This is a genomic window from Candidatus Thermoplasmatota archaeon (assembly GCA_035540375.1).
Taxonomy (GTDB): domain Archaea; phylum Thermoplasmatota; class SW-10-69-26; order JACQPN01; family JAJPHT01; genus DATLGO01.
Genome location: DATLGO010000061.1, coordinates 1 through 4,500, shown reverse-complemented (window position 1 = coordinate 4,500; position 4,500 = coordinate 1). Strand labels below are relative to the sequence as shown.

At 70.5% G+C, this 4,500-nt stretch carries 5 protein-coding genes; 3 read left to right on the top strand and 2 right to left on the bottom strand.

The window, feature by feature from the left end; translation table 11 throughout:
• Window positions 1-186: 186 nt before the first annotated feature.
• The 3 genes from VM889_07495 to VM889_07485 are packed head-to-tail and all read left to right on the top strand — an operon-like array spanning window position 187 to window position 1,920.
• A complete protein-coding gene (locus tag VM889_07495; protein HVL48383.1) occupies window positions 187-309 on the top strand; it encodes a hypothetical protein in 123 nt (40 codons plus the stop codon).
• A gap of 43 nt (window positions 310-352) precedes the next feature.
• On the top strand, window positions 353-1,279 hold the full coding sequence (locus tag VM889_07490; GenBank protein ID HVL48382.1) for a TIGR00269 family protein: 927 nt from the start codon (window positions 353-355) through the stop codon (window positions 1,277-1,279).
• Window positions 1,276-1,920 carry a haloacid dehalogenase-like hydrolase gene (locus VM889_07485; GenBank protein HVL48381.1) on the top strand — a complete coding sequence of 215 codons (645 nt, stop codon included), beginning with the start codon at window positions 1,276-1,278 and terminating at the stop codon, window positions 1,918-1,920. Before VM889_07490 ends, VM889_07485 begins: the two co-directional genes overlap by 4 nt.
• Before the next feature lie 701 nt (window positions 1,921-2,621).
• On the opposite strand, the gene ftsZ is transcribed toward VM889_07485, so the two are convergent.
• On the bottom strand, window positions 2,622-3,740 hold the full coding sequence (ftsZ, locus tag VM889_07480) for a cell division protein FtsZ (GenBank protein ID HVL48380.1): 1,119 nt from the start codon (window positions 3,738-3,740) through the stop codon (window positions 2,622-2,624).
• A gap of 159 nt (window positions 3,741-3,899) precedes the next feature.
• Window positions 3,900-4,163 (bottom strand): ribbon-helix-helix domain-containing protein, encoded by a 264-nt coding sequence (locus VM889_07475; GenBank protein HVL48379.1) that lies wholly within the window; start codon window positions 4,161-4,163, stop codon window positions 3,900-3,902.
• Window positions 4,164-4,500 lie beyond the last annotated feature (337 nt).

Sequence of the window (4,500 nt, the reverse complement as noted above, 5' to 3'; positions counted from 1 at the left end):
CCTTCCCGCCGCGGCGAGACGCTCCTCCTCGTCCTCCTCGGGGTCGTCGGCGCGGCGATGACCCTCGCCTGGGTGTGGCTCTTCACCCACTGACCCCCGGTGCCCCGGGCCCCCGGGTCACGGGTGTTGGGGGCCCGCCGAACCCTTCCGGAGGTCTTGTGGCGTCGCGACGCCCATGGGGGGTCCATGGATCCGCTCGCGCTCCTCGTCGCCTCCCTCGCCCTCGTCCTCCTCACCCCCCTCCTTGCGGGGGGCGCGCTCGCGCTCGTCGTGCGGTGGCTCGTCCGCCGCGAGACCCCGACGTCGTAGGATCCCCGACACGTTCATGACCCGGGGGACGCCATCGGCGAACGTGCCTCCGCAGGCTTGCGACCGGTGCACCCGGCCCTCCGCCGCGTTCCTCCGCTACAGCGGGCAGCACCTCTGCGGCGACCATTTCCGCGAGTTCACCCGGCGACGCGTCAAGCGCGAGGTCCGGCGCCAGGGCCCGTATCCCGCGGGGAGCCGCATCGCGATCGGCGTCTCGGGCGGCAAGGACTCGATCGTCGCCCTCCACCTCCTCGCCGAGGTGTTCCGGGACCGCCGCGACGTGGAGCTCGTCGCCGTGAGCGTGGACGAAGGCATCGAAGGCTACCGGCCGCCCGCGCTCGCGATCGCCCGCCGCGCGGCCGAGCGGCTCGGCGTCGCATGGAAGAGCGTCGCGTACCGCGACGTCGCGGGCGTCACGATGGATGGCATCGTCGCGACGCCGCGCGACCGCCTCCCGTGCGCGTACTGCGGCGTGCTTCGCCGCAGGAGCCTCAACGATGCGGCGAAGGCCGTGGGCGCGACCCATCTCGCGACCGGACACAACCTCGACGACACCGCGCAGACCATCCTGATGAACACGCTCAAGGGGGACGTCGAGCGCCTCGCCCGCCTCGGCCCGCACCGGCGCGTCCAACCCGGTCTCGTTCCGCGCCTCATGCCGCTTCGGGCGATCCCGGAGCGGGAGGTCGCGCTCTTCGCCATCCTCGAGGGCCTGGAATACCACGACGGCGAGTGCCCGTATTCGACGGAGGCGACACGCGGACGCTACCGCGACCTCCTCCTCGACCTCGAGGCGAAGGAGCCCGGAACGCGGCACGCGCTCGTGGCGGGCTACGACCGCATGGCCGACCTGCTCGCCGCGCGCTTCGCAGGCGCGGCGGATGCGCTCAGGCCGTGCCTCGCGTGCGGCGAGCCCGCAAGCGGCGCGACGTGCGCCGCGTGCGCGCTCCTCGCGGAGGTGCGCTCTTGACGCGCCCGCGCCCGAAGGACCTCGCCCTCGTGAGCTTCGACCTCGACGGGACGCTCGTGCATCCCGCGATCTTCAACGTCGTCGCGGACGCGCTCGGCTTCGGAGCGCCGCTCCTCGAGAGCTACCGCAGGTACGTCGCCGGCGAGATGACGCTCGAAGAGGCCTTCCACCACGACTTCGCGTACTTCGTGGGCCGCGAAGTCGCGCCCATGCGGGAGGCGCTCGCGAAGTCCGACGCGTGGACGCCCGGCATCGTCGGCGCCGTCGAGCGCCTGCACGAGGCGGGCCTCGGCGTCATCGTCACGACGGACCAGCCGCGCTTCCTCGCGGAGCACACGCTCGACTTCGGCGTCGACCACGTCGTCTGCACCGACGCGGCGGTCCGCCACGGCCGCGTGACGGCTGACGCGCATCCCGCGTTCGACAAGTGGGCGAACCTCGCGCGCTACCTCGCGGCGAAGCGGATCGATCCCGCGCGCGTCGTCCACGTGGGCAACGGGACGAACGACATCCCCGTCTTCGAGCGCGTCGGGTGGGCCGTCGCCGTCTCGTGGCTCGCGCCGGTTGTGCGCGAGCGCGCGGACGCCGGCATCGAGAAGCCCCTCGATCTCGGCGAGGTCGCGGACCTCGTGCTCGGGTGAGCCGGGGCGTGCGCATGGCACTCCTTGCTCCACCGCGCAGGAGCGAGGCGCAGTTTCGACCTCGCCGCGCGAAATTGAACCGCGCGCACGTTCCCGGACTTCCCACCCGGTCCCCGGTCCCGAGATCCGACGCGCGCCCCTCCCAAGGCGAAAGGCGAGACGCCGGCGTGGCGCAGCAAGGAGCCGCCGCGGACAAGCGCGCGGGCGGCGTGAAGGGTTGAATCGGGCGGGGTCGGAATCCGCCCGATTCGGGGGGAGACTGTTCGATGCGCGATCGCCGGCATGACCCGGCGGTTCGCGTGTTGGCGCGGCGTCCCTGGGACGGGTGTGCATTCCCATCCATCAGTCGTCCCGTCGTCAAGGACGCCGCGGGGCGTACCCCGCTGAGCAGGGTTCCTTCACCGGCGGGCGCCCATCCGCCGGGAGCGGTCGCGTCGTGTGGTTCGTCCGGCGGGCCGGGATCGCGAGCCCCGGCCCCCGGCACAGGCTTCCAGTCTCCCTCACCGAACCGGTGATCAGCCGACCAATGAGGGGGAAGGAAGGAAGTGATGGAGCCACTGTGAGGTGGGGACTTCCTTGTCCCGTTCGAGCCCGGCGCGAACCGGGCGCGGTTGCTGCGGACCGGAGTCCGCGAAGCCTGGGTCCGGGATCGAACCTCGAACCCAGGCGATCGGAGGCGGTTCGTTCAGTTCGTCGCGAGTTCAGCCGACCCAGGGAAGGTCGAGGTTCTTGAAGCCGTTCGACGGCTTGTCCGTCTTGGCTTCCGTCACCTTGGGACCGTTCGCCTGCGCGCGGCCGTCGGCGGGCTTGCCGATGATCTGCGGGCTGTGGATGCCGGTCATGATGGCCATGACGCGGAGCCGGCCCTCGAACTCGGGCATGATGCGGGCGCCCCAGATGACGTTCGCCTTCGAGTCGAGCTCGTAGGTGAGCGCCTGGGCGACGGCTTCGGCCGCGCTCAGCGTGAGGTCGGGGCCGCCCGTCATGTGGACGAGGGCGCCGCCCGCGCCGCGGTAGTCGACGTCGAGGAGCGGGTGGTTGAGCGCCTCGTGCACGACCTTGTTGGGGTCCGTGCTCTTGGCCTCGCCGTAGAGCATGACCGCGACGCCGCCGCAGCCCATGATGGTGCGGACGTCGGCGTAGTCGAGGTTGATGAGCGAGGGCTGGGTGATCGTCTCGCTGATGCCCTTGACCGTCTCGGCGATGAGCGCGTCCATCACGCTGAAGGCCTGGTCGATGGGCAGGTTCGGGACGTACTTGAGGAGGCGGTTGTTGTCGAGCACGATGACCGTGTCGGCCTCCTTGCGGAGCTTGTTGAGGCCGTCCTCGCCCTTGACGAGGCGGGCGCGCTCGACGTTGAAGGGCGTGGAGACCATGCCGATCACGATCGCGCCGTTCTTCTTCGCGGTCTTCGCGACGATCGGGGCCGAGCCGGTACCCGTGCCGCCGCCCATGCCGGCGGTGACGAACACGAGGTCCGCGCCGTCGAGGAGCTCCTCGAGGGCGCCCTGCGCCATCTCGGCGCAGCGCTCGGCGATCTCGGGCGCGCCACCGGCGCCGAGGCCGCGGGTGATCGACTTGCCGATGAGGAGCTTCTTGTCCGCCTCGATGATGTCGAGGTGGACCTTGTCCGTGTTGATGGCGATCGTCTCGGCGCCGCGCACGCCGAGCTTGTGCAGGCGGTTGATCGTGTTGTTGCCCGCGCCGCCGCAGCCCACGACGACGATCCTGGGCTCGCCGAACGCTTCGAAGTCAGATTCCTGCGCCTGCTGTTCCTGCGGAGGCTGGTAACCCACCGCGCTCGCGATCAACGACTGCATCCCATCACTCCGTGTGTTCCGTTGGGGCATGGGATCTTTCGACCCCTGTGGCTCTGCCCCGAGAGCCCACCCTGGACCGGGTGGAGGTTGGAGCTGTGCGGGCTCCGGCTGTTGCATCCCTTTCCCGCCTTGCGGCGGGCCCATCCCTTGGCGTGAGGCCTAGGTACGCATGAGGTGGTCGAGCTTCGCCTTCTGGGCCTCGACTTGGGCCTTGAGGGTCTCGAGCTCGAGGAACGCGTCCTGCAGACTCTTGCGCGCCTCGAGGCCAGCCTTGACGTCGGCCGCACGGGTGCGGACGAAGTCCTTGATGGCCCGGCGGATCGCCTCGCTCCGGTTGCCGAACTCCCCGCTCTCGATGAACATGTCGAGGAGCTGGAGGTCCGCGACCGGCAGCCTCAGCGTCACGCGCTCGGTGTCTTGCATTCGACGTCCCTTCCACGTACAGAAGGCGGCTTCCCGGCGCCCGGGAGGTGTCGGCCCGGCGCCTTTCGGTGCCGCGCAGACGCCGAAGGGCGCCCGTTGTCAGCTTCTGTCTGACACCTGATCCACGGCCACCTTTTAATATCTATCGATTCGGGGCGTCCTCGCGGCCAGCGGATTCCGCTCCGCCACCATGACATGAACGGATCGTCGGAACCCATCCTGGAACGGCCTGGAAACCATCGGGCCCGCGGGCGGTTTCCGCCCGTCAGACACGCGCTATGGCCGTCAGACGCCTCCCGTCGGACGCCGCCCGTTCCGTTCGGCCACGGCGCCGGGG

Bases quoted from the DNA above. Each gene is read 5' to 3' on its own strand.
- VM889_07495 (HVL48383.1), top strand. From the start codon at position 187: ATGGATCCGCTCGCGCTCCTCGTCGCCTCCCTCGCCCTCGTCCTCCTC.
- ftsZ (HVL48380.1), bottom strand. From the start codon at position 3,740: ATGCAGTCGTTGATCGCGAGCGCGGTGGGTTACCAGCCTCCGCAGGAA.
- VM889_07475 (HVL48379.1), bottom strand. From the start codon at position 4,163: ATGCAAGACACCGAGCGCGTGACGCTGAGGCTGCCGGTCGCGGACCTC.